This is a genomic window from Lentzea roselyniae (genome assembly GCF_039537795.1).
Taxonomy (GTDB): Bacteria; Actinomycetota; Actinomycetes; order Mycobacteriales; family Pseudonocardiaceae; genus Lentzea; species Lentzea atacamensis.
The window spans coordinates 174,296-199,831 of record NZ_BAABBE010000010.1 but is presented as its reverse complement, the minus strand read 5'-3'; the positions used below and the strand labels follow the sequence as shown (position 1 = coordinate 199,831).

The 25,536-nt window shown below is 69.7% G+C and carries 32 protein-coding genes and 1 pseudogene; 17 read left to right on the top strand and 16 right to left on the bottom strand.

The window, feature by feature from the left end:
- Positions 1–4: 4 nt before the first annotated feature.
- Positions 5–625, bottom strand: coding sequence for a dihydrofolate reductase family protein (locus ABFX45_RS20035; protein ID WP_346131628.1), 621 nt, complete (start codon positions 623–625; stop codon positions 5–7).
- Between the two features lie 174 nt (positions 626–799).
- Here ABFX45_RS20035 and ABFX45_RS20030 point away from each other — a divergent pair, with 174 nt between their 5' ends.
- Both ABFX45_RS20030 and ABFX45_RS20025 read left to right on the top strand, forming a co-directional pair.
- The gene (locus ABFX45_RS20030) at positions 800–1,675 is read left to right on the top strand and encodes a helix-turn-helix domain-containing protein (RefSeq protein WP_346131627.1); all 876 of its coding nucleotides are present in this window, start codon (positions 800–802) and stop codon (positions 1,673–1,675) included.
- A complete protein-coding gene (locus tag ABFX45_RS20025; RefSeq protein ID WP_112225157.1) occupies positions 1,641–1,805 on the top strand; it encodes a DUF397 domain-containing protein in 165 nt (54 codons plus the stop codon). The genes ABFX45_RS20030 and ABFX45_RS20025 overlap by 35 nt, the downstream gene beginning before the upstream one ends.
- Here the strand turns inward: ABFX45_RS20025 and ABFX45_RS20020 are convergent.
- A complete protein-coding gene (locus ABFX45_RS20020) occupies positions 1,750–2,094 on the bottom strand; it encodes a hypothetical protein (protein ID WP_346131626.1) in 345 nt (114 codons plus the stop codon). The two genes, ABFX45_RS20025 and ABFX45_RS20020, sit on opposite strands and share 56 nt — an antisense overlap.
- Positions 2,095–2,141: 47 nt before the next feature.
- Between ABFX45_RS20020 and ABFX45_RS46540 the strand changes: the two are divergent.
- Positions 2,142–2,198: pseudogene (locus tag ABFX45_RS46540) on the top strand (winged helix-turn-helix transcriptional regulator); the annotation flags it as partial.
- A 24-nt stretch (positions 2,199–2,222) separates the two neighbouring features.
- Positions 2,223–2,378 (top strand): hypothetical protein, encoded by a 156-nt coding sequence (locus tag ABFX45_RS20015; protein WP_346131625.1) that lies wholly within the window; start codon positions 2,223–2,225, stop codon positions 2,376–2,378.
- On the opposite strand, the gene ABFX45_RS20010 is transcribed toward ABFX45_RS20015, so the two are convergent.
- Both ABFX45_RS20010 and ABFX45_RS20005 read right to left on the bottom strand, forming a co-directional pair.
- Positions 2,375–3,421, bottom strand: coding sequence for a M4 family metallopeptidase (locus ABFX45_RS20010; protein ID WP_346131624.1), 1,047 nt, complete (start codon positions 3,419–3,421; stop codon positions 2,375–2,377). The genes ABFX45_RS20015 and ABFX45_RS20010 overlap by 4 nt on opposite strands.
- A 25-nt stretch (positions 3,422–3,446) precedes the next feature.
- Entirely contained in the window at positions 3,447–4,520 is a 1,074-nt protein-coding gene (locus tag ABFX45_RS20005) for a hypothetical protein (protein WP_346131623.1), read from the bottom strand.
- A gap of 130 nt (positions 4,521–4,650) precedes the next feature.
- On the opposite strand from ABFX45_RS20005, the gene ABFX45_RS20000 reads away from it, so the two are divergent.
- From ABFX45_RS20000 to ABFX45_RS19990, 3 genes are read left to right on the top strand one after another with little or no spacing between them, the layout of a single operon-like run.
- Positions 4,651–5,115: an SRPBCC family protein gene (locus ABFX45_RS20000; RefSeq protein WP_109636989.1), complete on the top strand. Its 465-nt coding sequence runs from the start codon at positions 4,651–4,653 to the stop codon at positions 5,113–5,115.
- A complete protein-coding gene (locus tag ABFX45_RS19995) occupies positions 5,112–5,459 on the top strand; it encodes an ArsR/SmtB family transcription factor (RefSeq protein WP_233439551.1) in 348 nt (115 codons plus the stop codon). The genes ABFX45_RS20000 and ABFX45_RS19995 overlap by 4 nt, the downstream gene beginning before the upstream one ends.
- Positions 5,456–5,908, top strand: a complete 453-nt coding sequence (locus ABFX45_RS19990) for an SRPBCC family protein (protein WP_346131622.1) — start codon at positions 5,456–5,458, stop codon at positions 5,906–5,908. The genes ABFX45_RS19995 and ABFX45_RS19990 overlap by 4 nt, the downstream gene beginning before the upstream one ends.
- On the opposite strand, the gene ABFX45_RS19985 is transcribed toward ABFX45_RS19990, so the two are convergent.
- Positions 5,909–6,316, bottom strand: coding sequence for a hypothetical protein (locus ABFX45_RS19985; protein WP_346131621.1), 408 nt, complete (start codon positions 6,314–6,316; stop codon positions 5,909–5,911).
- Positions 6,313–6,867 (bottom strand): RNA polymerase sigma factor, encoded by a 555-nt coding sequence (locus ABFX45_RS19980; protein WP_109636986.1) that lies wholly within the window; start codon positions 6,865–6,867, stop codon positions 6,313–6,315. The genes ABFX45_RS19985 and ABFX45_RS19980 overlap by 4 nt, the downstream gene beginning before the upstream one ends.
- A gap of 252 nt (positions 6,868–7,119) precedes the next feature.
- On the opposite strand from ABFX45_RS19980, the gene ABFX45_RS19975 reads away from it, so the two are divergent.
- Together ABFX45_RS19975 and ABFX45_RS19970 are read left to right on the top strand one after the other, a co-directional pair.
- The gene (locus tag ABFX45_RS19975; RefSeq protein ID WP_346131620.1) at positions 7,120–9,399 is read left to right on the top strand and encodes an Orn/Lys/Arg family decarboxylase; all 2,280 of its coding nucleotides are present in this window, start codon (positions 7,120–7,122) and stop codon (positions 9,397–9,399) included.
- 95 nt (positions 9,400–9,494) lie between these two features.
- Entirely contained in the window at positions 9,495–9,677 is a 183-nt protein-coding gene (locus tag ABFX45_RS19970; protein WP_109636984.1) for a hypothetical protein, read from the top strand.
- On the opposite strand, the gene ABFX45_RS19965 is transcribed toward ABFX45_RS19970, so the two are convergent.
- Positions 9,678–10,169, bottom strand: coding sequence for an FBP domain-containing protein (locus ABFX45_RS19965; RefSeq protein ID WP_109637111.1), 492 nt, complete (start codon positions 10,167–10,169; stop codon positions 9,678–9,680).
- Positions 10,170–10,236: 67 nt separating this feature from the next.
- Here ABFX45_RS19965 and ABFX45_RS19960 point away from each other — a divergent pair, with 67 nt between their 5' ends.
- Together ABFX45_RS19960 and ABFX45_RS19955 are read left to right on the top strand one after the other, a co-directional pair.
- A complete protein-coding gene (locus ABFX45_RS19960; protein WP_346131619.1) occupies positions 10,237–10,803 on the top strand; it encodes a TetR/AcrR family transcriptional regulator in 567 nt (188 codons plus the stop codon).
- Positions 10,804–10,956: 153 nt separating this feature from the next.
- Positions 10,957–12,780, top strand: coding sequence for a hypothetical protein (locus tag ABFX45_RS19955; protein ID WP_346131618.1), 1,824 nt, complete (start codon positions 10,957–10,959; stop codon positions 12,778–12,780).
- Positions 12,781–12,824: 44 nt separating this feature from the next.
- Here the strand turns inward: ABFX45_RS19955 and ABFX45_RS19950 are convergent, their stop codons facing one another.
- Entirely contained in the window at positions 12,825–13,040 is a 216-nt protein-coding gene (locus tag ABFX45_RS19950; protein WP_346131617.1) for an OmpA family protein, read from the bottom strand.
- A gap of 596 nt (positions 13,041–13,636) precedes the next feature.
- Between ABFX45_RS19950 and ABFX45_RS19945 the strand changes: the two genes are divergently transcribed.
- A complete protein-coding gene (locus tag ABFX45_RS19945; protein WP_346131616.1) occupies positions 13,637–14,662 on the top strand; it encodes a coiled-coil domain-containing protein in 1,026 nt (341 codons plus the stop codon).
- Between the two features lie 46 nt (positions 14,663–14,708).
- A complete protein-coding gene (locus tag ABFX45_RS19940; RefSeq protein WP_346131615.1) occupies positions 14,709–15,497 on the top strand; it encodes a pentapeptide repeat-containing protein in 789 nt (262 codons plus the stop codon).
- 12 nt (positions 15,498–15,509) lie between these two features.
- On the opposite strand, the gene ABFX45_RS19935 is transcribed toward ABFX45_RS19940, so the two are convergent.
- The 4 genes from ABFX45_RS19935 to ABFX45_RS19920 form a co-directional block, all read right to left on the bottom strand.
- On the bottom strand, positions 15,510–16,274 hold the full coding sequence (locus ABFX45_RS19935; RefSeq protein WP_109636977.1) for an alpha/beta fold hydrolase: 765 nt from the start codon (positions 16,272–16,274) through the stop codon (positions 15,510–15,512).
- Positions 16,275–16,357: 83 nt separating this feature from the next.
- Positions 16,358–16,816, bottom strand: a complete 459-nt coding sequence (locus ABFX45_RS19930) for a hypothetical protein (RefSeq protein ID WP_346131614.1) — start codon at positions 16,814–16,816, stop codon at positions 16,358–16,360.
- Between the two features lie 49 nt (positions 16,817–16,865).
- Positions 16,866–17,393: an SMI1/KNR4 family protein gene (locus tag ABFX45_RS19925; protein WP_346131613.1), complete on the bottom strand. Its 528-nt coding sequence runs from the start codon at positions 17,391–17,393 to the stop codon at positions 16,866–16,868.
- Positions 17,386–17,937, bottom strand: a complete 552-nt coding sequence (locus ABFX45_RS19920; protein WP_109636974.1) for a TetR/AcrR family transcriptional regulator — start codon at positions 17,935–17,937, stop codon at positions 17,386–17,388. Before ABFX45_RS19920 ends, ABFX45_RS19925 begins: the two co-directional genes overlap by 8 nt.
- A gap of 86 nt (positions 17,938–18,023) precedes the next feature.
- Between ABFX45_RS19920 and ABFX45_RS19915 the strand changes: the two genes are divergently transcribed.
- Both ABFX45_RS19915 and ABFX45_RS19910 read left to right on the top strand, forming a co-directional pair.
- Complete coding sequence (locus tag ABFX45_RS19915; RefSeq protein ID WP_346131612.1) at positions 18,024–18,422, top strand: FAD-dependent monooxygenase; 399 nt, start codon at positions 18,024–18,026, stop codon at positions 18,420–18,422.
- Positions 18,400–18,651 carry a hypothetical protein gene (locus ABFX45_RS19910; protein WP_346131611.1) on the top strand — a complete coding sequence of 84 codons (252 nt, stop codon included), beginning with the start codon at positions 18,400–18,402 and terminating at the stop codon, positions 18,649–18,651. Before ABFX45_RS19915 ends, ABFX45_RS19910 begins: the two co-directional genes overlap by 23 nt.
- A gap of 726 nt (positions 18,652–19,377) precedes the next feature.
- Here the strand turns inward: ABFX45_RS19910 and ABFX45_RS19905 are convergent.
- Entirely contained in the window at positions 19,378–20,418 is a 1,041-nt protein-coding gene (locus ABFX45_RS19905; RefSeq protein ID WP_346131610.1) for a terpene synthase family protein, read from the bottom strand.
- 553 nt (positions 20,419–20,971) lie between these two features.
- Positions 20,972–21,937, bottom strand: coding sequence for a tyrosine-type recombinase/integrase (locus ABFX45_RS19900; protein ID WP_346131609.1), 966 nt, complete (start codon positions 21,935–21,937; stop codon positions 20,972–20,974).
- Positions 21,938–22,180: 243 nt separating this feature from the next.
- On the opposite strand from ABFX45_RS19900, the gene ABFX45_RS19895 reads away from it, so the two are divergent.
- Positions 22,181–22,492 (top strand): hypothetical protein, encoded by a 312-nt coding sequence (locus ABFX45_RS19895; protein ID WP_346131608.1) that lies wholly within the window; start codon positions 22,181–22,183, stop codon positions 22,490–22,492.
- Here the strand turns inward: ABFX45_RS19895 and ABFX45_RS19890 are convergent.
- Together ABFX45_RS19890 and ABFX45_RS19885 are read right to left on the bottom strand one after the other, a co-directional pair.
- Positions 22,461–23,867 (bottom strand): Tn3 family transposase, encoded by a 1,407-nt coding sequence (locus ABFX45_RS19890; protein WP_346131607.1) that lies wholly within the window; start codon positions 23,865–23,867, stop codon positions 22,461–22,463. The two genes, ABFX45_RS19895 and ABFX45_RS19890, sit on opposite strands and share 32 nt — an antisense overlap.
- The gene (locus ABFX45_RS19885; protein WP_346131606.1) at positions 23,773–24,840 is read right to left on the bottom strand and encodes a DUF4158 domain-containing protein; all 1,068 of its coding nucleotides are present in this window, start codon (positions 24,838–24,840) and stop codon (positions 23,773–23,775) included. The genes ABFX45_RS19890 and ABFX45_RS19885 overlap by 95 nt, the downstream gene beginning before the upstream one ends.
- Before the next feature lie 294 nt (positions 24,841–25,134).
- Between ABFX45_RS19885 and ABFX45_RS19880 the strand changes: the two genes are divergently transcribed.
- On the top strand, positions 25,135–25,515 hold the full coding sequence (locus ABFX45_RS19880) for a Rossmann-fold NAD(P)-binding domain-containing protein (RefSeq protein WP_346131605.1): 381 nt from the start codon (positions 25,135–25,137) through the stop codon (positions 25,513–25,515).
- Positions 25,516–25,536 lie beyond the last annotated feature (21 nt).

Sequence of the window (25,536 nt, the reverse complement as noted above, 5' to 3'; positions counted from 1 at the left end):
AACTTCAGGCCGTGGCGTACTGCGGACGCCCGGCCGGCCGGTAGACCTGGATCGTCACGCCCTTCGAGTCGGCCCGTGACTCGACCAGGTCCAGCGCGAGGTCCGGCCCGGCGGCGGGGAACAGCCGCTCGCCCTGACCGACGACCACCGGCATGACGATCAGAGTCATCTCGTCGACGAGGTCGTTCTCGAGCAGCCACCGGATCAGGGTGCCGCTGCCGTGCACCTGCAGCTCACCGCCCGGCTCCGCCTTCAGGTCCGCGATGGCGGCCGCGAGATCGCCCGCCAGGACGGTGGTGCCCGGCCACGCCGGATCGGTGAGCGTGGTCGATGTCACGTACTTGGGCCGTGCGTTCAACGACCGCAGGACGGGCTCCCAGCCGGGGACGTCCTGTTCGGACAAGGTCCCCCAGACGCTGGCGAACAGCTCGTAGGTCCGCCTGCCGAACAGGAACGCATCGGCGCGGTGGTAGGTCTCGTTGATGAACGCGTGGGTGTCCTTGTCGCCCTTGCCCAAGGCCCATCCGCCGCGCTCGAACCCGTTCCTGCGGTCGTCGTCCGACGCGCCGCCGTTGCCCTGCACCACTCCGTCGATGGTGATCTGGGTCATGGTCGTCAGCTTCATGGTGGCTCCTCGTCTCGGCGGCGCTTTCACCACTGCTACGAACGCCGCGGCGCCGATCCGACACCTCTCCCGGATTTCTCGAAGACTTTGGAAAGCCGCCAAACAGCATGCTTTCAGGTTGATCTGCGGCGAATGGGTGGAGCCAAACGGACGCGCGGTTCTACCGTCCCTGCCATGCCTTTGCGGAGATCAACGGTGCGCGGCCGCGAGTTCGGCGACGCGATACGGGCGCTGCTGCGTGCGGCCGGCCTGACCAACCGTGCGGCTGCTGACCTGTTGGGGTGGCAGGAGGCCAAGGTATCGGAGCTCGTCAACGGCAAGGAAGGCGTAACGGACGTCGAGCTGGCCAAGCTGCTGGGTTTGCTGCGCACGCCCCCGGACGAGTTCGACCACCTGATGGCCCTGCACCACGACGCACACATCAGGGATTGGTTGCAGCCCACCGGCTCCAGCACGACGGACCGAGTGCGCACGTTGCGAGAGCACGAGAAAATCGCTACGGAGATCGACGGTTGGTCGATGCACGTCGTGCACGGTCTCGTGCAGGTCCCCGACTACACCTGGCACCTCGCCCTCGCCAAGCCGCTGCCTGAACCAGACGCGCGGGCGCTCACCGAGAACCGGGTTGTGCGTCAGACGGCCGTTCTGGACGGAAACCGGAAAGTCACCATCTACATGCACGAGCAGGCTCTTCGACTGCCGGTGGGCAACGCGAGCGTCATGGCGGACCAACTGCACCACCTGCTGCGCATGTCCGTCCGGCCGTACCTGACGATTCGCTTGGTTCCCACGGCGTTCGGTCCGCACGCGGGGCTGGCGGGTGACTTCGACCGCCTCAAGTTCAAGAAGATTCCGCCGATCGTCTACGTCGAAAGCGAGGGCGCTAACGTCTTCCTCGAAGATCAGGTCTCCGTCGACCGCTACGACACCGTGCTGAAGTCACTCGATCGGACGGCGTTGGACGAGGTCCAGACGAGGAAGCTGATCACCGACATCATCGGTGAGGAGACGCGTGATGACCAGGTGGCGCAAGAGCAGCTACAGCGCTAGCGACGGCAACTGTGTTGAAGTTGGCCGTGGCGTCGGCGTCCGGGACAGCAAGGCGCCCTCGGTCGAGCTCCCGCTCACGTCCCACCAGTGGACGAGCTTCTTGGAGCTGGTGGTTGCCATCCGCCGGTAACTTCCTTGGTGGGCTTGTGGGGGAAGCGGCGTTGGGCGTATTCCTGCGCGTGTGAGCCCGGCAGGACGTAGAGGGTCTCCGTCTTCTCCTGCAACGGTCGCAGCACGGTGTTCATGAAGGCCTTGCGGTCGTCGAGGTACGGCCCGAGGACGTCTTCACCGGCAGGGCACACGGCCACGCAGTAGCCGGACTTGTAGCCCGGCGGGGAGGCGAGGCTCTGCCACATCGAGGCGCTTTCGGAGTCGGTGACGCGGGAGCGGTAGTCGGCGGCGTCCTCGCTGTCGGCCACGGTCTGCACCCAGTCGGTGAACCCGCAAGCTCGAGGCTGCCGGGGTCATCGAACGCCGGCTCTACAGCGAGCATCCGCCTCGGTACGAGTACCACCTCACGGCGGCGGGCCGGGAGCTGTTCCCGGTCATGCTCGCCCTCACCCAGTGGGGCGACAGGTGGGCGGTGGACAGCCCCGTGCTCGTCCGCCGGCACTCCTGCGGCCGGCCGGTGCAGGTCGACCTGGTCTGTCACCACTGCGGTCAGCCGGTCACCCACGACACGATCCAGGCCGAACTCGCCTAGCTGACGCCGACGTCGTTCCAGGCCGACCGCACCACGTTCGCGACCTCGCTCCCGAACAGCGCCTGCGCGGAAGCCGCGGTCGCGGCCGCCGCGTCCACGAAGTTCGAGTTCACGCCGAGCTTCGTGGCGAGCGCGTCGTACCAGACCTTGCCCGCCCGCTCCCAGGCGTTGCCGCCCAGCCGCGTCGCCGCGAGGTGGAACGCCTTGTTGGGGATGCCGGAGTTGATGTGCACGCCGCCGTGGTCGTTGCGCGGGTTGCCGTCGTCGGGCAGGTCGACGTACGCACGCATGTGTGCGGGCTGGCGGTCGAGCTGGTGGGCCTTGCCGGGGTCCTTCATCGACCGCAGCGCCACGCCCTGCAGCTGCGTGCCGAGGATGCCCGCGCCGACGAGCCAGTCGGCCTGGTCGGCGGACTGGCCGAGCGCGTGCTGCTTGACCAGGGAGCCGAACACGTTGGCCATCGACTCGTTCAGCGCGCCGGACTGCTTGCGGTAGCGCAGGCCCGCCGTGTACTGCACGACGCCGTGGGTGATCTCGTGGCCCACCACGGACAGGTCGCGGGCCAGGGCTCCGGGCTGGAAGACCTTGCCGCTGCCGTCGCCGTAGACCATCTGGGTTCCGTCCCAGAAGGCGTTGTCGAAGTCGCGGCCGAAGTGCACGGTCGACACGAGCTTGAGACCGTGGCCGTCGACGCTGTGGCGGCCGAGCACGTCACGGAAGAAGTCGTAGGTCCTGTCGGCGTTGTCGAACGCGTCGTTGACGGCGGGGTCTCCCACGGCGCCGCCGCCTTCCTTGCGGCGCAGGACGCCGGGCAGGTCGCGCTCGTCGCCGCCCTGGACGTCGTGCACGGCCTTGAACTCGCTCGCGGGTCCGCGCAGCTGGTCGGCGCCCAGGCCGAGGAACTGGATGGCCTCGGTGAGCGTGGTGCGCTGGGTGCGCAGGGCGGCGGAGGCGAGCAGGGTCGGGATGGTGTCGCGGAGATCGACGTTGCCCGCTTCCGCGAGCTCGATCAGCAGGTGTGCGGGCAGGATGAAGCAAACCATTGTTCCCCCTCTGGTTCCCCTTGTATCAGCGGAGAGGGCGATTTCCGGCGCGCAAATACAGCGTGTTCCGCAGGACCTCGTCGGCGATCTCGTCCACGGGCCGGTGGCCGGTGTCCACGCGCAGATCACCGGTTCCGCGAGTCCGGCCCACGATCTCCCGCAGCCGGTCCGGTGGCTGACCCAGCAGCAGGTCGCCGGCCAGGCCCGGCGCGGGAGACTCGCCTCGGGCGCGGCGGGTGGCGCGGACCAGGAGGACGTCCCTGCCGGCGTCCAGGCAGCACACGGTGACCGCGGCGGCGGGCAGGGCCGCCCGGTACCGCTCGGGGTCCTCGAGCGGGCCCACCGCGATCAGGCACTCGGTTCCGGCGGCGCGGAACGTGTGCCAGACCGCGGCCAGGTTGGCGGCTCTGAAGTGGTCGCCGAGCTCGGGGCGGTGAAAGGAGATCTGGTCGAGATCGACGAACGCGGCGTTGCGACCGGATCGCTGGACCTGCTGGAAGACCTGCCAGCCCACGGTCGATTTCCCGACGGCCGCCGGTCCGCACAACAGGAGGACCTCGCCCGGATCCGAGTACCGCCGCAAAGGCCTTGGCGCCGGCTCACGGGGATCGGGCCAGCCGGTTTGTGCCAGCACCCGGTCCGCGACCTCGGTGACGGTCAGTCCGGTGGTGTCCACGTGAAGACCCGGCTCGCGGTCCACGGTCTCGGCATGTTCGAGCGCCTCGATGAGGTTGGTCGCGCCGCCACGTGTGGTGATGCGCCGGGCCAGTTCCGTGGGGTCGGCGCGCAGCAGGCACGTCGTGAGCTCGGCGTTCGCCACGGTCTCGATCCCGCGAACCGGGTCGGTGACGCCCGGCACGACGAGGCACTGGGCGCCGGCGTCGCGGAAGTTCGCGGTCACCGCGCCGAGTGCGCGGGCCTTGAGGCGGTAGCGGCCGGGGTCACCGTCGGGTTCGGGCAGGCACATGCCGAGCTGGTCGATGTCGACGAAGCCGGTCGCGAGACCTCGCCGGGCGAGGCGTTCGAACACCTCCCAGGCGACGGTCGTCTTGCCCACTCCGGGCGCTCCGCGGAGCCACAAGACCGGCAACGTGGTCACGCGGGGAGTATCGGGACCCCGGCGCTGCCGAGTCGACCGAAATTGTCGTGCAACCAACGGTTGCGTTAGCGGGTGTGCTCCGACTAGGTTCATGCGCAACCGTTGGTTGCGTTTGAGTCAGGAGAAGCCCGTGGAGTACGGAAGCATCGAACGGGAGCTGCACATCGACGCCACTCCCGAGGTCGTCTACGAGGTGGTCAGCTCGCCGGAGCACCTGCGCGAGTGGTGGCCCGACGACGCCGAGCTCGACCCGGTGCCCGGTGCGGTCGGCACGATCACCTTCGGCGATCCGGCCTCGCCGGAGGCGAAGGTCGAGCAGCTCACCGTCGTGGAGGCCGATCCGCCGCGCCGGTTCGCCTTCCTCTGGGTGACCGACCAGGGCGAGGCGGCGACACCGGGCAACTCCCTGCTCGTCACGATCGACCTCGTCGCGTCCGGCGACGGCACGTTGCTGCGCTTCAAGGAGACCGGCTTCCGTGAGCGCGGGTGGGAAGCCGCCGTGCTGGAGAAGGCCTACACCGATCACGTGAACGGCTGGAACCACTTCCTGCCGAGGCTCGTCGCGTACGCCCAGAAGCTGGTCGCACGGCCGTGATCGACGACGACCTGTGGTCCGCGGTCGGTGACCCGACGCGGCGGCGGATGCTCGACCTGCTCCTCGCGGACGGTGGCGGGACGGCGACGACGCTCAGCGAGCAGCTGCCCGTCACGCGGCAGGCGGTGGCCAAGCACCTCGGTGTCCTCGACCGCGTCGGCCTGGTGCACGTGACGCCGGCCGGGCGCGAGCGCCGTTACGAGGTGGACGAGGAACAGCTGGCCCGTGCGGTGGCCCAGCTGTCGGCGGTCGGCGCCACGTGGGACGCCCGGCTGCAGCGGATCAAGCGGATCGCCGAGCGGATTCAGCGCGGCAAATCGGACTCTGGAGCGGATCACTCATGACGACACAGACAGAACGTGCCTATACCGCGTCGTACACGGTCGAGCAGTCTCCGGACGAGGTCTTCGCCGCCATCATCGACGTGCGTGCCTGGTGGACCGGCGAGATCGAGGGCCGTGCCGACGAGGCGGACGCCGAGTTCACCTACCGGCATGCGCCGCAGCACTACAGCCGCCAGCGCGTGACCGAGCTCGTGCCAGGCCGCCGCGTGGTCTGGCGGGTCGTCGACAGCCACCTGTCGTTCGTCTCGGAACCGGCGGAGTGGACGGGCAGCGACATCGTGTTCGACATCGTTCCCGCGGCCGGCGGCACCGAGCTGCGGTTCACCCATGTCGGCCTGGTGCCGGACGTCGAGTGCTACAGCGCGTGCTCCACGGGCTGGCTGCACTACGTCAACGGCAGCCTGCACAGCCTGATCACCACCGGCCAGGGCCTGCCGGACCCCTGGTGATCAGCCCCGTGCCCACCGCGTGACGACCGGGGTGCCGTCGCTCGCCGTCACCCGGATCCGGACCAGCCCGGACGGCACGTCGGTCACGGTGAACCAGCCATCGGTGATGGGCGCCGCACGGCGTGAGTGCGGCGTCTCCACCACCGCCTCGCCTTCAGCGCCGGTGACCAGCCCGCGGACCACGCCGTCGCTGATCTCCAGGCTGACGGTGACCCGTTCGGACTCGAAGGCGAGCGTCAACGGCCCATCACCGCGCACCAACGCCTCGGACTCGACGAGCTCGGCCAGTTCGGCGTCGAGCGACCGCAACGCCAGCGCGGCGCTCGCATCGCGCAGCACGCCCGCCGGCACCGGGTCGAACTCGTCGGCCGTGGCGCGCAGGACGTCGAGGAAGTCGTCGTCGTTCATGACCGCTCCTCCAGCAGGGAATCGCCCCTGACCAGCGCTTTCAGTCGACCCAGGCACCGCTGGCGGATGGGCCCGATGCTGCCGACCGGCATGTCGAGGGCGAGCGCGACGTCGGCGTACGCGGGTGGCGGCGAGGCCATCAGCACGCGCAGCAGCCGGCGGCAGCGGTCCGGCAGTTCCTCGAAGACGCGCCAGAGCCGGGCGTTGCGTTCACCGACGAGCAGTTCGTGGTCGACGGCGGGTGCGGGGTCGGGGGAGTCGGCGATCTCCTCCGCCGGTTCCGGCAGCCGCCCGGACCGGCGGATGATCTGCAGGCACTCGTGCCGCGCGGTGGTGGACAGCCACCCGGCGAGACGCTCCGGCTCGGTGATGCGGTCGAGGTGCTCGACGAGCTTGATCCAGGTGCACTGCACGGCGTCGGCCGCGTCGGCGTCGCTGAGGCGGTAGGCGCGGGCGATCGACCACAGCAGCCCGCTGAACTGTCTGACCAGTGCGTCCCACGCGCTCTGGTCGCCTCGCGCGGCCGCGGCCACCAGCGCCGGTATGTCCATGTGGACATGATGCCCCGCCACGCCGTCCTGATTCGTGTGCCCGGCCGGACACATCGCGCACCTCCCCCCGTTCGGACCACGCCCTGCTGCCGTTCAGGTGGCCGGGCCTGAACGTTGATCGCGCGCGGAAGCGGTCTAGGGCTGTCCGGGTGCCTTTCACTTCATGCCAATGCGGCATCGACAGAGGGCCTGTTCGGGCTCAAAGCTCTAGACCAGAACGACGACAGCGAAGTCGGACGAAAAGAGTCGATCGTGTCCCGATCAACCGTTCTGGTGGCGCTCGATCCCCGCAGCAGCGGCTCGGTGGCCTGCGACCAGCTCGACCGCATCTGCGCGAAACTGGACGAGGAGGGGCACGGCGTGGCCCGCGCGGGCACCGCGTCCGACGCCCTCGCGCTGACCCAGAGCAGGGCCGATCTGTCCGCCGCGTTGGTGTCGTGGGACCTCGACGATCCCGAGGCCGTGCTGCGGGCGATCATGAGCAGGTTCACGAAGCTGCCGGTGTTCCTGGTGACCACCGCGGCGTCCGTGGACGACCTGCCGTTGTGGGTGTCCGAGGTGGTCTCCGGGTACGTGTGGCTGCTGGAGGACACGCCGGACTTCATCGCCGGCCGGATCGGGGTCGCCGCGCTGCGCTACCTGGACGGTGTGCTGCCGCCGTTCTTCCGGGAACTGAGGAGGTTCGAGGACACGCACGAGTACTCCTGGCACACACCGGCGCACGCGGGCGGTGTGGCCTTCCTGAAGTCGCCGGCCGGGCGGGCGTTCTACGACTACTACGGCGAGACGCTGTTCCGCACCGACCTGTCGATCTCCGTGGCGGAGCTGGGGTCGCTGTTCGAGCACACCGGGCCGATCGGTGACGCGGAACGCAACGCCGCCCGGATCTTCGGCGCCGACCTCACCTACTTCGTCCTGCACGGCGACTCCACCGCGGACCGGATCGCCTGCCACGCCAGCATCGCCACCGACGAGCTCGTGCTGGTGGACCGCAACTGCCACAAGGCCATCTACCACGGCCTGACGCTGACCGGCGGTCGTCCCGTCTACCTCGTCCCCACCCGCAACGGCTACGGGCTCATGGGACCGATCCCTCCCTCGGCCATGCGTGCGGAGGCGGTCGCGAGCGCGGTCGGCCGCAGCCCGTTCAGCGAGGGTGCCGCGTCGGAGAAACCCGTGTACGCGGTAATCACGAACTCGACGTACGACGGCCTGTGCTACGACGCGGTGCGGGTCGCGGAACTGCTCGGCGCCACGGTGCCGAGACTGCACCTGGACGAGGCGTGGTTCGCCTACGCGAGGTTCAACCCGCTCTACGCCCGCCGCTACGGCATGTCCGTCGACGCCGACGCCCTGCCCGACGAGGAAGTGCGTCCCACGGTCTTCTCCACCCAGTCCACGCACAAGCTGCTCGCCGCCATGTCGCAGAGCTCGATGGTGCACGTCAAGAACTCGCCGAGGTCGCCGGTGGAGCACCGGCAGTTCAACGAGACGTTCATGATGCACGCGACCACGTCACCGATGTACCCGATGATCGCCGGGCTCGACGTGGCCGCCGCCATGATGGACGGGCCCGGTGGCCGGTGGCTGACCGACGAGGCGATCACCGAGGCGATCCGCTTCCGGCAGGCGGTGGCGCGGCTGAGCCGGCGCATCCGGGAGGCAGCGGACCGGCCGGGCTGGTTCTTCGGCACCTGGCAGCCCGACGAGGTCACCGACCCCGCCACCGGTCACGTGCACGCCTTCGCCGACGCGCCGCTCGATCTGCTGCGCACCGAACCGGGCTCCTGGACGCTCGCGCCGGGTGCCGACTGGCACGGCTTCGAGGGCATGGAGGACGGCTACTGCCTGCTCGACCCGATCAAGGTCTCGATCACCTGTCCCGGCGTCGACGCCGCCGGCCACGTCGCCGAGACGGGCATCCCCGCCCGGATCGTCACCGCGTACCTGGAGACTCGCGGCATCGTGGTGGAGAAGACCGATGCCTACACCTGCCTGATCCTGTTCTCGATGGGCATCACCAAGGGCAAGTGGGGCACGCTGCTGGACGCGTTGCTGGACTTCAAGCACCTCTTCGACACCGACGCGACGGTCGCCGAGGTGCTGCCGGACCTGGTGCGCACTCACCCGGACCGCTACGCCGGCCTCACCTTGCCGCAGCTGTGCGCCCAGATGCACGACCAGCTCAGCAAGAGCGAGCTCACCGCACTGCTGGACGAGGCGTTCACCCACCCGACCCCGGCGGTGCTGACGCCTGCGCAGACCTACCAGCGCCTCATCCGCGGGGACACCGAACCCGTGCGGCTGGCCGACATCGCAGGGCGGACGGTGGCGACCCAGGTCGTCACCACGCCACCGGGCATCCCGGTCCTGATGCCCGGTGAGAGCACCGGTGAGGCCGACGGCGCGGTGCTGCGCTATCTACGTGCTCTGGAGGCGTTCGACCGCGAGTTCCCCGGTTTCCCGAGCGAGACCCACGGGGTCCACCGGGACACCGCGGGCGACTACTGGATCGCCTGCCTGCGGTCATGAGTGAATCCCCCCGTGGCAGGACTCGCCGCGTGATTTGTGCCACAAGACAGGTCTTCCGGGTGCATGCTGTTGTCCGACGGCCGAACGGAAGGCACATGAACATGACCAGTGCGACCGCGTCCTCCCGACACGACTGGGAGTCCGACCTGGAGCGCTACCGCAGCAGAGCGGTGCACGTCCTCGACACGCACCTGCCCGCGACGACCGGGTGCACCGAGTGCGGTGAGCCGTGGCCGTGTGCCCGCGCGTGCTCGGCCGAGCTGGTGCTCGAACTCTGACTAGGAGCTCACGCGCGCGAGGAACGCGCTGATCCCCGAGACCATCCGCTCGACCTGCTCGCCGAGCGTGATCGACTCGTGGAACCGCGAGCCCGGCCCCGCGCTCTTCTTGCCGCGCAGGTACAGCGAACACGCCAGGTCGGCGCACACGTAGGCACCGACCGAGTTGCCCAGTTGACCGGATTTCCCGGCCTTACGCGCGGTCATCAGCGACACGCCGTCCCCTGAATGCGTGGTCAGACACCACGCGCACATCGTCTTACGCGCGCGCCCTGCCTGCGTCGCCCGGCGCAGCGCGATCCCGACGAGCCGTCCGTCCAGCTCGATCACCAGGTATGAGCGATCAGGGGCGGCCGGGTCACGCCAACCGAGGAAGTCGAGGTCGTCCCACGGACGTTCGGCAAGATCCTTGGGGACGTGCATGCGCTTCGCCTCGCCCTTGGTGGAATTGACGAAGGACGCGCGGATGTCGTGTTCGGTCAGCGGCTTCACGACCACGGACGCTAGGTTTGCCTAGAGGTCCTAGGCAAATGAATAAGGACCCTAGGAAGGGTGACGGATGGCACGCGCTGGGCTCACCGCCGACCGCCTCACGCATGCGGCCGCGGAGCTGGCGGACGAGGTCGGCTTCGAGAACGTGACGGTGTCCGCGCTCGCCCGGCACTTCGGCGTGAAGGACGCCTCCCTCTACTCGCACATCCGCAATGCCCACGACCTGCGCGTCCGGCTCGCGGTGCTGGCACTGGCGGAGCTCGCGGACCGGGTGGCGGACGCGCTGGCCGGCCGTTCGGGCAAGGACGCGCTGGTGGCGTTCGCCAACGCGTATCGGCGGTACGCGCACGAGCACCCCGGCCGCTACACCGCGACGCAGATGGCGCTCGACCCGGACACGGCCGCGACCAGCGCGGCCGGCAAGCACGCCGAGATGACCCGCGCGATCCTGCGCGGCTACGACCTGTGGGAGCCAGACCAGACCGACGCCGTGCGGTTCCTGCACAGCACGTTCCACGGCTACGTGTCGTTGGAGCGCGCCGGGGCGTTCCACAGCCACCCGCGCGGGGTCGAGGCGTCGTGGCTGCGGGCGCTCGACGCACTCGACTCCCTGCTGCGGGCGTGGCCGTCCTAGAACGCCGCCCCTGCGTCTGCCCCGCAGGACATCGACGTCACCGCCGCCTCCACGGAGGCTGAGCGGGTGCCGACCCACGCGCGCCGCTCTCCCGAGCCAAGCTCCGGCAAGAACGAGCTACGTTCTCACCACCACCGCGGGACACACGTGCCGTTGACCGCGCTACCCCGCGCCGCCGGCAACGCCGCCGTTACCGCCTGGGTGCAGCGACAGCAGCGGTCAACCGCCACGCCGACGCGGCCGGCTCCGGTCGGCGACCTGACCAACACCGGTCTGCTGGACGAGCTCGAGACGGTTCGCCAGCAGCTCGCGAGGCCTGAGCTCGCCGCGGCGGAACGGCAGGTCGCCACCACTCGCCAGACCGCGCTGGAGCAGGAACGTCAGGCCCGCGTCGACGCTGGACAGGTCTTCCTCGCGGAGCAGAGCAACGCCGGTGGCCGTGGCCAGCTCCTCGCCGTCACCGATGGCTCGCAGGTCGTCGACGTGGGCACCGCGCCACTGGGCTGGGGCCGGTCGGCGCCGGCCGTCGTCGTGACGCAGCGGCAGTTCCAGCGGGCCCTCAGCGGGCTGGGCATCCCGATCACCAGCCTGGACGAAGCGGCGGCCGCCGGTGTGCTCGGGCCGCGGCTGCAGAGCGGCGCGTTCGAACGGCAGCTACCCGGCGTGGTCGGCACCGACGTCAGCGGGCCCGGCGTGCTGCGCAGGGGGTTCACCGGCGATGTGAGCGAGCTGTCGTTCGCCGCACGTCAAGGTTCGCCGCTGGTACGCGACTTGAACGCGGTGCCGTGGCGGCCGGCGGGACCCGGTTCGGCGCCCCAGTCGGGCAACTACCCGGTCTGGGACTTCACCGACATCGGCGGGCGGCTGGTCAGTGTCAAGGCGTCCACCCAGGCCGCCGCCGGGCGCGGTGGCTACTACCGTGACTCGTTCCGGACGCTCACCGGTGCGGGTGGCGGCACGGCGTTCGACCGAGCCGTGTGGAACCAGCACCCGACGCTGCCGTGGCCACCGACCACGGCCCCCGCCTGGCAGGCAGCGCGGCAGGACGTGATCCGCCGAGGCAGGCTCGCGGTCAACGCCGACGACGTGACCTCGTTCCGTGCCACGGTCTCCAACGGCGTCATGACCAACCCGGCGAACCACCAGGCCGCGATCGAGGCTCACCTCGCCGTCGCGAACGAACGCGTCGGCGGCACCCAGATCCGCACACTGGCCCAGCTCAACGCCCTGCCGCCCGCGCAACGCACCCCGATCCTCACCCGGCTGGCACGGGCTCTGTCCGAGCAGGTGGTCAGCCACGGCATGGACACCGCAGGCCTGCAGGCCGTCCAGAACTTGCGCCTCGCGGCCGGACTGGGCGGCTCCGGCCGTGGTGCCCGGCCGGACATCGCGATGCGGACGTTCCCCGAAGCGCTGTCGGTGGCCGAACGCGGCGCACCCCGCGCGATGGGCCGCGCCGGCGTGCGATCGGGCACCATGGGCGCGGGCGCCGCCGTGTTGTTCCAGGCAGGTGGTTCGCTCGTCACCGAGGGCAGACTGCCGTCCGCCGCGGACTTGGGCACGACCGCGGCCTCCACCGGTGTCGGCGCCGGCGTCGGTGGCGCGGTGGAGACCAGGGTCGGCGCGGCGGTCGGCAACTCGCTGATGGCCGGTGGGGCCGGCCGGGTGTACGTCGTGCTGGGCCGGGCCGGGACGAGCGCGGCCGGTGCCGTGGTCGCGGCCCCGTTGATCGAGACGGGACACATGGCCATCGAGGAGCTGCGCGGCACCGCCGACTACAACGCGACCGACTATGCGGCGCGCGGTGGCCGAGCCGTGGCGTCCGGGCTGCTTGCCGCGGGAATCACGGGTGCCATCGTCGGCGCACCCGCCACTCCGCTCGGTGCGGCCGTGGGGTTCCTCGTCGGCGTGGCCGCGTACATGGTCACGGACTACCTGATCGGTGACGCGGTCGAGTCGAGGATCAGGGGGCGGTGAGCGATGAAGCCCGTGCACGTCGTCCAGCGCCTGACACAGATCGATCACAGCGTCGTGACCAGCTCGACCCGACGATTGCGCTGGCGTCCCGCCCCCGTGCGGTTGGTGTCGACCGGCTCCGACTCGCCGCGTCCGGACGCGTGCAGCCGGCCTGAGAGCGACGGGTCCTCCGCGATGAGAGCCGCGACCACGGCGTGCGCCCGTTGTCCCGAGAGCCGCTGGTTGTACTCGTCGGCCCCCACGGAGTCCGTGTGCCCCACGACGTTCGTCGGGGCCTCGCCCGCAGCGTCGGCAGCGTGGCGACCAGCACCGATCGGGCCGCGGGTCACACGATCGCCGAGTTGAAGGCGAACAGCAGGTCATTGGTCACCACAAGGGGCGCGGCGCAGGTGTCGGTGGCGGGGGACCCACCGGTGCTGGGCGCGCCAGTGCCACCACATGTACTGGGTCGCCTGGCCGCTCAGCACCGCTCGGTTGGCGAATCTCCCGCGAACCAGGGGGTCGGCCTCGGTCTGCGGTATCTCAGGGGCAGCCAACCGTGCACATCCACAGGACGTTCGGGCAGCGAAGTCCGAGTTCTCTGACCCCCGATAAGGTTCACTTATCGGGGGTCAGGTTTTTCCTGCCCAATTGGGTAGCGTTGCGTTGGATAACGTAACTGCACACGTAATTCTGCTACGATATTGCCGTGGAGACGAGCTGCAACTTCCCCGGCTGTGAGCGCCCCGTTTTCCGAGGTGGCGGGCCGGGCAGGCCCTCGGAGTACTGCGACCTGCCCGAGCACACGCGCTGGCGGGCTTGGCGGGAGCGGCAGCGGCTGGCTGAGGCGCCTGAGCAAAACTTGGAGGTCGTCACCGTGACGAATCTCCCGAGGGTCTCCGGTACGGCCAAGATCAGGGCCGAAGAGCTCCTCGACCGCTTCCGGGTGCTGTCGGAGCAGATGACGCAGACCCTCGGACGGGCTGTCGGTGAGCTGAACGCGATGGCGGACCCGAGCGTCGCGGAGAGCCAGATCCAGGCAGCGGAGGCCGAGGCCGCGCGGCGGGTCGCCGAGGCGCAGGCGGAGTTGGCGGCTGCGGAACGGCGGCGGCACGACGCGGAGAAAGCTCGCAAGGCCGCTGAGGAGATGACCGAGCAGGCCGTGCGGGCGGCGGAGGAAGCCGACGAGGCCGCGGACACCGCGTTGACCGAGCGGGACGAGGCTCTGGAGGCCGCACGGGTGGCCGAAGAACGTGCCGAGGCCCAGATCGGCGAGGTCCGGGTGCAGGCGGCGGCCGTGATCGAGGAGATCCGGGCCGAGGCGGACGCCAAGGTGCGTGAGGCGCTGGAGGTGGCGGAGCAGGCGAAAGCCGATGCGGTGAAGCACGCCGAGCAGGCGCGTCGGCAGGCCGCGAAGGAGATCGAGCAGGCCCGCGCCGAGGCCAGGACCGAGGCCGACCGGGCTCGCGAGGAGGCCGCCGCCGCGGTCGACCGTGCTCACGCGGAAGCCGAAGCTGAGATCGGACGTGCGAAGGCCGACGCCGCGGCTGCGGTGCAGGCTGCTGACCAGGCGCGCACCGAGGCCGCGGCGCAGGTTGAGCTGGCGCGTCAGGAGGCGGCGGAGACCGTCAGCCGGGCTGCCAAGGCGCGTGATCAGGCGCTGGTGCGCGCCGAACGGGCCGAGCAGGCCGCCGCGGACGCCCGTGCCGAGTTGGAACGGACCCGTGGCGAGTTCGACCGGCGGCTCGCGCAGGTCAGGCAGGAAGGCGCTGATCAGGTGGCGGCGGTGCGGCAGGCGCTGGCCGCGGTGGAGGATGCGCGGGCGCAGACGCTGGTCCGTGCGGAACGCGCGGAACGTCAGCTCGACGAGGCTGCGGGCGAACTGCGGGCGTTGCGTCGTTAGGGCTACGTCGGGGATCAGCTCTTCCGCCGAAGTAGGCTGATCGACGATGGAAGAGCTCAAGGGCGACTGCGCCAACTGTTTCGGGTTGTGCTGCGTCGCGCTGCCCTTCGCGAAGTCGGCCGATTTCGCGGCCACCAAGGACGCCGGGACACCGTGCCGCAACCTGCTGGCAGACCATCGTTGCGGCATCCACGACCGGTTGCGGGACAAGGGTTATCCCGGCTGCACGGTCTACGACTGCTTCGGCGCGGGCCAGCGGGTGTCGCAGACGGTGTTCCGCGGCAACGACTGGCGCACCGGTGAGCGGCAGAAGATGTTCGCGGTGTTCCCGGTGGCGCGGCAGCTGCACGAGTTGCTCTGGTATCTCGCCGAGGCCCGTCGTCTCGACCCGCACGACGACCTCGGCGAGGCCTACGCCGAGGTTGAGCGGCACACGTTCGCTGATCCGGACCATCTCCTCGCCGTCGACGTCGCGGAGATTCGCGCGAAGGTGACCGTCCTGTTGCTGCGAACCAGCGAGCGGCTGCGCGCGAGCGCGAAGTCGTACCGGAGCGCCGACCTGATCGGCGCGCGCCTGCGGAACAAGAACCTCAGCAACGCCGACTTCCGGGGTGCCTACCTGATCGGTGCGGATCTGACGAACGCCGACCTGTCGCGGGCGGACATGATCGGCGCCGACCTGCGCGGCGCTGACCTGTCGGGTGCGGATCTGAGCACGTGCCTGTTCCTGACGCAGCCGCAGGTCAACGCCGCGCGCGGGAACGCCCGCACGAAGCTGCCGGCGGCGTTGACCCGGCCGTCGCACTGGCACACGGGGACCGGCAAACGTCGCTGAAACTGTGTGGCGCTAGACCGACAGGCGTTGCTGGGCGACCGCGCGGGCGAAGCCCTCGACGTTGTCGATCATGATGTTGTGACCGGTGTTCGGCACGGAGATGATCTGGACACCGGCCGCGGCGAGCTCGCGCGCACCCCTGGGCGGGGCGTCCTCGGGGTGCAGGAAGACGCGCGGGATCTCCAGTTCCAGCAACAGTTTCCGCATCGTCGGGGACGTGCCGCGGACGAGGTCGACGGCGCTGCGGTAGAGGGCTTCGCGGCCGGCCATGCGCATGGTCGCGGCCCAGTGCGGGCCGACGTCGCGCAGCACGCGGTCGAAACCGTGGGAGAGGAAGTCGGCCTCACCGTAGGCGGCGATGCCCCGGCTGCCGGGTGCGCCGAGCGCGGGCGTGGCGGGGTCGACGTGGGGGTCGACGAGGACGAGCGAGCGCACCATCTCGGGGTGGCGGGCGGCGAGCACGATGGCGACGGCTCCGCCCATGCTGTGGCCGATGATCTCGCTGCGGCGCAGGCCGATCTTGGCCAGCGCGACGGCGAGGGCGTCGGCGTGGCCTTCGAGCGAGTAGGCGAACCCGGTGGGGCGGTCGCTGATGCCGAAGCCGAGCATGTCCATCATCAGGCTGCGGCGGCCGGCGAGCAGCGGATGGGCGACGGCTTCGGCGTAGTAGGGCGCCGAGGAGGCGCCGAGACCGTGCAGGTAGACGCGGGCGGGCGTGTCGCCCGGTACTTCGACCCAGCGGATCCGGACCCCAGGTCTGATCTCGACGGCGCGCATGTCTCTCCCGGCGGCTGATTCGACTGCTGGACCCTACCTCGCGTGCACGGCAAGTGAGACCGGTTTCGAGACCCGGTTCTCACCTAGTCGACGAGTCGCGCGGCGATCACTGCGAAGAACAGGGTCACTGCGGTGAACACGAAGGTGTAGCCAAATCCTATGGCGGCGTGCAGCGGACGTGATCGTGGTCCCTCGCACAGGTGCAGCTGCCAGTGGGCGGCGCCCAAGCCGAAAACCAGCCACGGCAGCACAATCAGCGGATCCGTTGGCCCGCCGAGCAGTCCACTGACCGCGAAGGGGGTCGCCGCGGTGAGGACGCCGGTGATGGTGGCGATCATGTGCGGGCGGCTGACCGGTTCGCCGGTGGTGCGGGCGGCGGCTGTGGCCACGATCGCGGCGAGGGTGATGGCGGTGATCAGGAGGCCGAGCAGCCACGGGTGTTCGTCGGGTCCCGTGGCGGTGACCGGGATCAGGGCGGCCGCTGTGAGCAGCACGGCGGCGACGGGTGTCAGCGGGAGCACCCAGGAGTGGCGAAGGGGCACTGCGTGATGTTCGCTCACACGCGCGTTGATCGGCAGAGGCCGAACGGTGTCACCACATGTCGGCGTCGCCGAGGGTGTAACCGGTCAGCTGCGGGTCGAGGACGCCGGTGAGCTCGGCGACGAGCAGTTCGGTGAGGGTTCCCTCGAAGCGGTGCCGGTCGAACTCCACGTCCCAGAGGATCGTCCAGCGGCCGGGGTCCGGGTTGGACGTGTCCCACCACAGGACGTCGCGGCCCTCGGTGCTCGCGCACAGCAGCAAGCCTCCGGGTTCGGGGTGTACCGGCAGTGCGGCGGAGGGGTCGTTCGCGAACCAGTCGCGCAGGTAGGTGGCGTGCACCTCGTGTCCCTCGCGGAAGCCGTGCGCGGGGACGATGTCGATCCCGCCGATGGTGAGCTCGCCGAAGCCGTCCATGAGGCGCTTGTAGTCCGTGGGCAGCTCGATGCCGGCGTCGGCCTCGATTGCTGTCCAGTCGTGGACGTGGCTCGCGGGGGCGTAGACCAGTTCTGACAACGGGTAGGCGAGGCCGGTGGGGAAACCTGCCAGGACTTCCCGCAGTCGCGCGAGGGCGTCAGTCACGCGGGTGGTCCTCGATGCCGAGTGCGGCGCAGGCGGCGGTCACCGTCGCGGCCTTCAGCTCGTCGTACGGCGCGTCCGGGAACTGCATGGTGCAGTCCTGCATCCCGCCGAACGCCAGCACGGCCCGCGCCTCCTGCTCCAGCGTCGGCTCGGGGCCGAACAGGATCCGCGTGAGCCGGGCCCGCCACGCCAGCACGGTGTCGATCAGGCCGAGCTCCGCGAGGGTGGACAGCTCGGCGACCAGCAGCAGGACGTCGGCTCGGTGGCGGTGGTGGAAGTCGAAGAAGCCCTCGATCAGTTCGAGGGGTGGCACGTCGGCGCGGTCCTCCATGCGGGAGAGGAACTCGTCGCCCTCGTCGAGCAGCGGGGTGACGATGCTGCGGACCAGCTCTTCGCGTGAGGTGAAGTGGTAGTACAGCGCGGGTTTGGTGATGCCGAGGCGGTCGGCGATCTCCTGCAGGCTGGTCTGCTGGACGCCCTTGGTGACGAACAGCTCCCGCGCGGTCTGCATGATCCGCTTCTTGGTGTCGGACGGTCTGGCCACGCGCCGAATCTTACTTAACAGTCGGTAAGGGCGGGTGTGGTCTCAAGGAAGGGGGCTTACCGACCGTTAAGTAAGGCGGGTTTGACGTGCGGGTTCTCGTTTCCGGTGCGAGCATCGCGGGTCCGGTGCTGGCGTACTGGCTCACCCGGTACGGGCACGAGGTGACGGTGGTGGAGCGGTCACCGGTGCTGCGCAAGACGGGTGGGCACGCGGTCGACCTGTTCAAGCCGGCGATGGACATCTCCGAACGCATGGGTGTTCTGCCGCGCATCGAGTCGTTGGCGACCGGCACCGAGCGCATCACGTTCCTGCGTGAGGGAACGCGCAGACCCATCAGCGCCGACGCGACGAAGCTGTTCGGTGCCGCGTCGGACCGGCACGTCGAGATCATGCGCGACGTTCGAGAAGGCGGCACCGCGGAAGTTCGATCTGGTGATCGGCGCGGACGGGTTGCATTCGAACGTGCGCCGGCTGGTGTTCGGTGAGGTCGAGAAGGCGTTCGTGGGCGCGTATCTGGCCGTGTTGTCGGTCCCTCGCGAACTGGGTGCGCCGGGGGCGATGACCGGGCACATCGGACCGGGACGCAGTGCGGCGGTGTACGGGGCACGCAGCGTGGACGACGCGCGGGCCGTGTTCCTGTTCCGCAGGAAGGAAGAGCTGGACTACCACGGGTGCGACCGGAATACGCCAGAAAGGGGCCGTGAGCCCACATAGCCGCAGGTAACGGCAGTGCGTGGGGGCTCAATCGGTTTTGTCGGCCCTGGGAAGTACGTTCCGCTCATGGATGACTCTCCAGTGTTATGGGCGGACGGGCGGGTGGTCGCTTTCGACACCGAGACCACCGGGGTGGATCCCTTTGAGGCCAGGCTGGTCACTGCGGCGGTGGTGTCCATCTCGCCGTGCCGTGTGGGCGTCGGCTCGAAGCCGATCACGATGGTGATCCCGTCTACGTGGATGGTGGATGGCCGAGCCGGCGTGGAGATCCCCGATGAGGCCCAGCGGATTCATGGCGTGAGCACCGCCGAGGCCCGCGACCGGGGACGGCCGGCTGGCGAGGTCGTCGCGGAGGTGGCGGAGCGGCTGGCGAGATGGTGGTGGCCTGAGGTTCCCTTGGTGGGGTTCAACATCGCCTATGACTTGACGCTGCTGGACGCGGAGCTGCGGCGGCACCACGGCCGTAGCTCCGGGATTTCATGGCCATCAGGGCAGCGCCGGCTTCGTAAGCGATCTGCTGAGGACTCCTTGAGATGGTCGGTGTCGGCAACGTACCGAACGCGCCGCGCTGCCAGGACGTCGTCGGCTGACAGGCGGCCCGATCCGACCCAGTTCCTGCCGGTGCGGTTTCGTGGTCACGAGCATCCCGAGGCGAGCGCCTTGCCGGTGACCGGGGCCGGCAGCATCAGACCCGTTACCCTTGCGGCCGGGGTGCGACAGCAGACGTCAGAACGCGTCGAAGTCCACCAGGTCCACGCAGGCGGCGCGGCAGGCGATCTCACGGTGCCGGCGCAGCTTCGCCCCGTTGTCGCTATCACCGCACTGGGCGACGAGGCTGGCCAGCCGGTACCGCTCGTCACACAGGTGCCAGCGGACGTATCCACGGACGAAGACGTCGACGATGTCCGCCAGGACCGCCTGTCGGAAATCGTTGGTGAACACCTCCAGGAGGGTGTTCACGGCGCGCGCGGCGTCGCGGCGCAGGCGGGCAAGGACCTCTTCGAGGTCGAGGCCACCGGTCGCGGCGATGTTGTTCACCAGGCAGCCGTCGCCGGCGGCCGACTCCTTGTAGAAGGAGAACAGGTCGTTGACCAGGATGATGACCGGCTCAACCTGGGCGATCAGGCTCATCATCTCTTCGAGCTGGGTCTGCTCGTCGAACTGCGCTGCGGGCAGCAGCGCGGCGCCGCAGAACTCCCCCAGCCCGTTCAGGCGGCGCATGAACATCGGGTAGTCGGTCGCCCCCGGCAGGCCGCGGAAGGTCTGGCACTCGATCCAGCAGGCCTGCATGTACGCCATGTTGCTTTTGAACATCATGGTCTGCGAGATCGGCCCGTAGCATCGGAACAGGTCCGGGAAGAACGCGAACAGTGACCGGTATTTGGGGTGTGCCTGTTCTCTGCCCGTCGTGAGGTCGGCGGCGAAGGACTGGATGAGGCGCGGGTCCAGCTGGGCGTCGCCGCCGGGGTCGTCGATCGAGATGGCGTACATGAAGTAGATGTTCAGCTGCGTCATGACGTCCAGAGGTAGTCTTTCCCAGCCGAAGACGGTCATCCGGACGATGGTGCGCGCCAGACACGTCAGCCATTCGTCGGTGATCTGGAGTTCCTTCAGCCGGGGTCTGAAGTGCTCCATGGTGTCGCGGCAAACCGCGCGCATGACCTGCGCGCGGTGTCCTTCCAGTACCTTGTCGTCCGGCTCGCTGTATCCGATGTCGTCCAGGAATCCGACGATCGTGCTGGCGTACCGGTCCGTGCGATCTTCCATCCTGCGGCCCCTTATGCGTCGCCGCCCCTCGCAGGGGGCAGCGCGGTTCCGTCAAACCGCACCGTACTGGGGCGGTACGGACCCAGTAATGGACTGAGACAGCCTTATTGGACGTCCTGCCCGAGGGCGGCACGTTCCGGTGGAACCCGGATACGCACCAGTGTGCGGCCGGGAGCGCGGTGAGCGGCCGTATGCGGTCCGTTCGGACGCCGACGGCCGGGTGCGGTTGACGTGCCCCGGCCCGGACACGGTGTTCGATCACCGGACGCTGGGCGAACTGGCGACGTGACGATCATCGGCGTCTGCCAGGACCCTCTACGGTCGTGCATCCAACGAACGTTAGATACACGACCGGCCGGGCCCTGGCGGGTGTCCGATTCGACCCAGCCCGGTCGTGCAGCAAAGGTGCTCGCGACGTTGACTTGATGCAGGGGTTTGATGCACGCTCCGGGCGTGACCAAGCGCCCTGCGAGGGGTGCAGCCAAGGTAAGCACAGAACCCGCCACGAGTTGATCACGGACTGACGTTTCGGCTGGTTCAGGCGGGATGTCACTCAGCCGCGGCGGCGGGGGCTGGACAGCTTCTCGGTGGCCTGGTGGACGGCGGCCAGGCCGGGTTTGACGTAGCGCTGCACCGAGCGCAGGGACTTGTGGCCGGTCTTGGCCATGATGACGTTCGCGGAGGTGTTGGCGTCGCCGAGGTGGGTGGCCGAGGAGTGCCGGAGTTGGTGCAGCCGGAGGCCGTCGCCGTAGTGGCCGAGGAGGATCCTCGCCCGGTCGTAGCCGAGGCGGGCACGGCCGGTCTCCCGGCAGATGTCCTCCGGGTAGGTGGTCGCCTTGCGGTGCGGGCCGGGGCGGTGCTCGGAGAGGAACAGCGGGCCGGACTCGCGGCCGGCGATGAGCCTGGGCAGCAGGTGCGCGGTGTCGGTGCCCCAGGTGATCCACATCGTGTCGCCGCCCTTGGCGGTGATCTTGGCCTGCTTGTTCGGCAGGTCCAGGTCCTCGACGTTGAGCGCGAGCACGGCGCTGGCGCGGCTGGCTGACTCGTAGAGCATCCGCCACAGCGTCTTCTCCCGCAGCGGCACGTCCCGCCGTCGGCACAGCCGGTCGATCCGAGAGCGGGAGACGGCCTTGGTGTCGTCGTTGCCCTCCCGCCGTCGCTCCGCCGTCGCCGGCAGCGCTGGGGCGGCCCAGTGCTGCTTGCCGGCGCACCAGGCGAGCCAGGAGCCGACGGCGGCGCGGTTGCGGTTCCAGGTCGCCGGTTTCGCCTCGCCCCACAGCTCGTCCAGCGCGTCGGCGACCTCCCCGTCCTCGACGCCGGCCAGCCTCCGGCCCGCGCCGATCAGCTCGGCTGTGCGGTCGAGCACGCCTGCGTAGGCCCGCAGCGTGTTCGGGTTGCCCTTGACCTTGGGGGTGTCAAGGAAGGCGTCGATGGACGCGCGCACCGTCGACCCGCCAGGCCTCGCCGACTGCTTCTCGTCCCGCCGGGTGTCCAGCTCCGTCACGGTCGCCGCCACCATGAGTCCTCCGTCCCGATCGACCTACCGGATAACGCGCACGAGTCGCGCACTGGCCGCCGAACCGTTCCGGCTGGTCGCCGACTCCAGATGTGGATCAGTCTACCGGATAACAGCCTGTTATCCGGTAGATCGCGGATCGGGGACGGGCGTCGCTTGTACCTCGTGCCCCATCGCCCGTCCGGCGTCGGCGGTCATCCGCGCTCGGGGCCCTCGGCCAGACGACGGTGACCGGGATGCCGCGCTTTGGGCAGCGTCCACGACGTCGGCGGTGCCGCCGCGCCCGCCGTCCCAGACGGCGACCAGGGCGTCCACCGCGGACGGACATGCTCGCTGGCGGCCATCTACGCCTCCAGGTTGGACGTGCGAGCCTGCTGGGCGACCACCCCCGACCCCGCAGACTGGGAGCGGAAACTGCGGCAACTCAGCCCCCGCCTCACCGGACTCGTCCCCGTCATCAACTGCGGCGCAGGGTGGAGCAAGGGCGCCGACTTCAACCGCGCCCGCGACTGGATCGCCACCGCACTCAAACAGGATCACCCCCAAGCCAGTGCCTGATGCCCCTCAAGATCACGCGACTCGCTGACCAGCACAACCAAGCCCGACATTCAGATAACGACCGCGACCAGCGGGTTCGACGAGCGGGCGCAGGCCGGAACGCGATCCCGCCGAAGCCCCCGTATCGGACTGAGGTCTCCGCGAGCAGGTTGTTGTCCCAGGTCTCGATCTGCGAGCCGTCGGCCGGCACCACGTGCCCGTCGCCCCAGATCCCGGCCACGTCCAGCTCGGCGAACCGGTTGATGACCTCCGCCGACGCCTTGTGGATCTTGTCTGGGGGGCAGTGCTTGTTGCCGGCGGTGTAGATCTCGTGGGCCGAGACGCCTTTCATGCTGCGGGCGACCTCGGCGGCCGTCAGGTTCCCGCCGTAGGTGTAGGCGGTGACCACGTAGCGGCCCATCGCGTCGCGGATCTTCGGGTCCGACCCGGACGCCGGCCCGAAGTGGCGGTGCCAGCCGGTCAGGTGGGCGGTGCGGGCCAGGATGTCCAGCAGGCTGCGCTCGGGCAGCCGCTGGTGGATGGCCTGCTCCAGCGCGATGGCGCTGGGCCTGCGGTCCTGGCCTTTGCGGCGGGCCAGCACCAGCTTGCCGCCCTCCAGCCTCAGGTCGGTGTTTGCCGGGTACCCGGCGTCTGTCTCCTTGGCGGCCTTGGCCAGCTTGTCTTTGAAGAACGCGACCAGTTTGTCCGCGTCGGAGGGGATGCCGGCCTGCTCGCAGAACTGCGGCACCAGCGCCTGGCACTCGTCCCAGCCCATCAGCTGGGCGTGCAGGTTGGCGTAGGAGTCCGACCCCGCGACCGCGATGTCCCCGGAGCGCAGCTCGGCGGCCAGCGCCGAGAAGACGCACACCTCCAGGTGCCGGCGCGCGAGCATCCCCGGTTTCCGCTTGTCCCGCAATGCTTTGCGCCACAGGTCGCTGGCGAAGGAGTCGACATCGACCTTCACCACCAGGTCCTGGCCGTCGCGCTTGACGGTGGTCACCTCCTCGATCCAGTCGCCTCGCCGGTCGCGGCTGGCCTTGATGAACTCCACCGCGTCCAGCACGCTGCGCTCCTCGCTGGTCGCCTCCATCTGAAGCGAGTCGACCAGGGTGAACAGGGTTGGCCGATGGGACCGGTAGAACTGCTCCAGCAGGGGTAGGTAGTTGTTGCCGTGGTGGGCCGCCACCGCCTGGTGCGCGGCCATCAGCTGCTCCAGGCCGTCGCCGTCCTCCAGCGCCTTGAGCATCAGCCGCCCCGCCTGGTCTGCGGCTTGGCCGCCCGCCTCCAGCGCGGCCCCACTGTCATCGCCCTCGATAGCCTCGACTGCCTGCGCCTCTGGCCCCAGGTCCGTGGGGCCGGTCGCCTCGCGGGCGGCGGCCAGCACGTCGCCGAACACCCCCAGCAGTCGCTCGGACTCCGCCCGGTGGCTCCTCGCGCAGCTCCTCCAGCCGGTCCTTGCCTTTCTTGTGGATGACGGCGACGCGCTTGCAGAACATCGTGGTGACCTCGTCGCGCGAGCTGACCCGCAGCGTGTGCACCAGGCTGGCCAGCAGCGTCAACCGCTTCTCTGTGTTGAGCACCTTGCGGAAGTCGGCGGCGTCGGTCACCCTCGCCTCCCCCGCGAAGTGCCCCACCTTGCCCGGCGGCACCCCCTCCAGCCACCGCTCAGTCGGCCGAATGGCGTCCAGGTCGGCCAAGTGCTCCAGGCGCCGCTTGAACTTGCCCAGCGTCGCCGCCTTCGCAGGGTCCTTCAGCCAGTCCAGCTCGCTGCGCCGGGTAGACGGGTCCACCAGCAGCATCCGCTCCAGCCGCGCCCTCTCCGCAGGCGACATCCGGCCGGCTGACGCGGTGAAGAACCCGGCGCTCACCTCGGCCCGCACTGTGGCGACCATCGCGTCCAGCGTGGTGTAGCCGGGCAGCTCGCAGGACTGCCGGACCAGCTCCTCCAACGCCACGTTGATCAGATCGGCCGGGTTGTCCTTGGTCTGCGCCGCCGACCGGACCGCGCCCTTGGCGACCCGGCGCACCCTCGCCGGCTCGTACACCACCCCCAGCCGCTCCCGGACGAACTGCCGGTGCCGCTTGGCCGTCCGCACGGCGCCCACCTCGGCCGCTGTGCCCTCGGGTAACCCCAGGCTGCCGCGAACATGCGCGACCACGACACCGGGCACCTCGTTCAGCTTCGGGAAATAGCCCAGCCGCTGGTAGCACTTCAACCGCACCACCAGCGCCAGGAAGTGCTCCCCGCTCGTGGTCTTCCCCTGGGCCCACTCCACCTCGCCGGCGGCCGGGGTGAACGACTCGGCCAGCTCCCGAGCCGACACCACCCGCTTGAACCGCGGGTACGCGGTGCGGTCAATCGACGCCACCACGCACCTCGGCCAACACGATGATCAGGACGCTGGAACCTTAAGCCACAGTGGACACCCATACGAACACCGGCCCCGACCAGCGGCTATGTCGGCTCACGGCCCCTTTCTGGCGTATTCCGGTCGCACCCGTACCACTACCGGGATGTCGCGCGGCAGAAGCAGCTGCTGCGGGAGGCGTTCGCGGGCCTGCATCCCGAGGTCGACGGATGGCTCGAGCACCTCGACGACGACCGGGCGTTCTACTTCGACTCGATCACGCAGCTGCGCGGCGACACGTGGGCGCGCGGGCGGGTGGCGCTGGTCGGGGACGCGGGCTACTGCCCCGGCCCGGCGATCGGGGGCAGCACGAGCCTCGCGGTGCTGGGCGCCTACGTGCTGGCGGGCGAGCTGGCCCGCACCGACGACCACGTGGCGGCGTTCGCGCGGTACGAGGACGAGATGCGCGGGCTGGTGCACGCGAGCCGGGAGTTCGCGCTGGGAGCCGCGAAGGCGTTGGTCCCGTCGACGCGGGCGGGGGTGTGGGCGTTGACGCGGGGTGCGCAGTTCTTCACGTCGTTGCCTTTGTGGCTGCTGCGGCCGTTGGTCAAGCTCAACTCGAAGGGCATGCGGCTGCACGACTCGATGCGGGTGCCCGACTACGAGCGTCAGGGCGCCGAGGTCTCGGCGCCCTGACGGCACGGTGTTGTCAGAACG

What these genes read in the sequence shown, in the direction of transcription:
- ABFX45_RS20035 (WP_346131628.1), bottom strand. Translation starts at nt 625, where the DNA reads ATGAAGCTGACGACCATGACCCAGATCACCATCGACGGAGTGGTGCAG.
- ABFX45_RS20030 (WP_346131627.1), top strand. Translation starts at nt 800, where the DNA reads ATGCCTTTGCGGAGATCAACGGTGCGCGGCCGCGAGTTCGGCGACGCG.
- ABFX45_RS20025 (WP_112225157.1), top strand. Translation starts at nt 1,641, where the DNA reads ATGACCAGGTGGCGCAAGAGCAGCTACAGCGCTAGCGACGGCAACTGT.
- ABFX45_RS20015 (WP_346131625.1), top strand. Translation starts at nt 2,223, where the DNA reads ATGCTCGCCCTCACCCAGTGGGGCGACAGGTGGGCGGTGGACAGCCCC.
- ABFX45_RS20010 (WP_346131624.1), bottom strand. Translation starts at nt 3,421, where the DNA reads ATGGTTTGCTTCATCCTGCCCGCACACCTGCTGATCGAGCTCGCGGAA.
- ABFX45_RS19990 (WP_346131622.1), top strand. Translation starts at nt 5,456, where the DNA reads ATGACGACACAGACAGAACGTGCCTATACCGCGTCGTACACGGTCGAG.
- ABFX45_RS19985 (WP_346131621.1), bottom strand. Translation starts at nt 6,316, where the DNA reads ATGAACGACGACGACTTCCTCGACGTCCTGCGCGCCACGGCCGACGAG.
- ABFX45_RS19980 (WP_109636986.1), bottom strand. Translation starts at nt 6,867, where the DNA reads ATGGACATACCGGCGCTGGTGGCCGCGGCCGCGCGAGGCGACCAGAGC.
- ABFX45_RS19970 (WP_109636984.1), top strand. Translation starts at nt 9,495, where the DNA reads ATGAACATGACCAGTGCGACCGCGTCCTCCCGACACGACTGGGAGTCC.
- ABFX45_RS19960 (WP_346131619.1), top strand. Translation starts at nt 10,237, where the DNA reads ATGGCACGCGCTGGGCTCACCGCCGACCGCCTCACGCATGCGGCCGCG.
- ABFX45_RS19940 (WP_346131615.1), top strand. Translation starts at nt 14,709, where the DNA reads ATGGAAGAGCTCAAGGGCGACTGCGCCAACTGTTTCGGGTTGTGCTGC.
- ABFX45_RS19935 (WP_109636977.1), bottom strand. Translation starts at nt 16,274, where the DNA reads ATGCGCGCCGTCGAGATCAGACCTGGGGTCCGGATCCGCTGGGTCGAA.
- ABFX45_RS19905 (WP_346131610.1), bottom strand. Translation starts at nt 20,418, where the DNA reads ATGGAAGATCGCACGGACCGGTACGCCAGCACGATCGTCGGATTCCTG.
- ABFX45_RS19900 (WP_346131609.1), bottom strand. Translation starts at nt 21,937, where the DNA reads ATGGTGGCGGCGACCGTGACGGAGCTGGACACCCGGCGGGACGAGAAG.